Genomic DNA, 2064 nt, shown 5'->3' with positions numbered 1-2064 from the left:
GTGAACTGGACCTGGGACCAAGATACTCTGAAGGCCCAGATGACAACCGCCGTCCGCTGCACCGCCGGCGAAGTATTTCAAATTCCCTTCCGCGTCGGGCACGGGTGGAGTGTCGAGGAGGTAACAGCAACGCCCGACGACATTGTGGACGATTGGCAGTGGAATCCCCCTGCGGAAAACGCCGGCGACGGCACGCTTATGATCCACCTGCGAAAGCCCCTCTCGTCGGAGACATCCGCCGTTTTCACCGTGGTTCTTTCCTTAAAGTTGCCCGAAAATTGTGTGCGACTCGATTTGCACCGGATCATGCCGTTCGGCTTTCAGACAGCGTTTACTAAACATCAGATGTATGGATCGATCCGTCTGGCGACTTCGCTGCGCGAGAATTTTCAAATTGATGCGCAGCCGCCGTTGCCCGGCGTTCCCCAGGCTACGGTGGATTCTCTTCGGAGCTGGGCAGCCCTGCCTCCAAATGCGACCGTCTTCGAAATTGACTCACCTCTTCCGCGGTGCGAGTTTCACCGTATGACGCGGCCGCGGCGGTTTCTGGCTCAGGTTTCGGGCGTCCTTGCCTTTCGGGATAAAGAACTAACGGTCAGATATGAGGTGTCGATTCAACCTGACCAGAGCGATCTCGATCGCATCCGCGTTTTTTGGACTGCCCCGTCCGGGAAATCAACCTGGCACTGGAAGTGGCAAGATAAGGACGGCCGCGCGGTCGCTCTGCGAAGTGACCCAGTGAAGGACGCTCGGCTGAGAAACAGTGCGGAGGTGTGCGAGGTCTTGCTTCCACGGGCCATCCGCGAACCGGTTACCCTGGTCGCCGAGCGAGAAGGTCCCCTTGAGTCCGGTCCCGTACCGTTGCCGATACTTCCCGAAGCCGTTCGCTTCGACGGGGTGCTGCATCTCGTGGGTACAGGGGGCGGCGAAGATCTTACCGGTCTCCGCTGGACCACACAGGGTTTGCGGACGGTAGCCGAGGAGCGGGGCAAGCCTCGATCTTTGCCTGTTTTTGCCACGTACCGTTACGAGGGCGGCACCTCCGTGGGGATTAACGAACTGCCCGAGCTGCGCCTGTTTCTCGAAAATGGGAAAATACCCCTTCCCCTTTGGGCGATGAGCGCGAGCGTCGCCTATCGGCTGGACTGTCATGGCACGATTGAGCGATGGCACGTTTTCGAGATTTCGTGTCCGCAGGGAGGTCGTGCCGTGTTCGCGCGGTCCTCGAATGAGGGAAACCCGCTGGAAATGGCGGTAACGCTGGATGGCCAGCCGATGACGTGGCAGACGCGGCCAAAGGAAGCCGGTTCGGAATTGGAGGTGGTCATCCCGCCACAAGGAGGCCAGCGCCGACTCGTCATCTGGGAACGATTTGCCGATCGGACAGGCTTTATTGCTGATCTGGTCCATCTGGGGCGTCTGGTTCCCGATTTTCCGGTCTACCACTGGCGGGCCACTGTGTGGACACCGCCCGCATATCAGCCGTTGTGCGAGCGTGAGTTTCTCAGTTGGGGTTTTCACCCGAGTGCCTGGGCCAGCAGGCTCTTTGGCCCGTTGTGGCGTCCTCCTGATCAACCCCTGTTTATTCCCGATCGCTTGAACCGTGCCCTGTTCGATCCCACGTTGCCGCCGCCGGATTTGTCTTTTCGGCGAGCCCAGCAATTTCTGGAATCCTTCGGAGAGAACGCCGCCGCCCTGCTGTCTGCGTCTGACGAAGGGAATTCTCAGCCCGCGGGCTCGGCGGCGCAGGCGTTTCCGCCTGCTGGGGCCGCTGGGAAACCGGAGGGGCGGGGCACTGTAGCGTCCCCGCTTCTGGTAGTAAACGACGTGCCGTTTTTTGGCGAGACCTCCTCTCTGATGCAGTCGTGGACAAAGTGTACGACTCTCCCCCGCGGTTGCGAACGGTCATTTTCCTGATCGATCGACGGGCTTTTGAGGAGCTCGACCTGTCCCCGGGAACACAGTGGAACCCCGAGGATTTGCGGGGAAGAGCCCTGAAAAACGAGTCTCCGGCAGCGCTGGCCAAAGCAGTTCTGGAATCGGTAGGCCTGGTTCTTGTCATCA

At 59.9% G+C, this 2064-nt stretch carries 1 protein-coding gene; it reads left to right on the top strand.

The window, feature by feature from the left end:
• Positions 1-1917 (top strand): hypothetical protein (locus tag H5U08_RS16820; RefSeq protein WP_297035722.1); only part of this gene is annotated, 1917 nt, incomplete at its 5' end.
• Between the last annotated feature and the right edge of the window lie 147 nt (positions 1918-2064).

The sequence above is a fragment of the Thermogutta sp. genome, from assembly GCF_014359955.1.
Lineage (GTDB): Bacteria > Planctomycetota > Planctomycetia > Pirellulales > Thermoguttaceae > Thermogutta.
The sequence above is the reverse complement of the archived record's forward strand: the minus strand, read 5'-3'. Positions and strand labels throughout refer to the sequence as shown.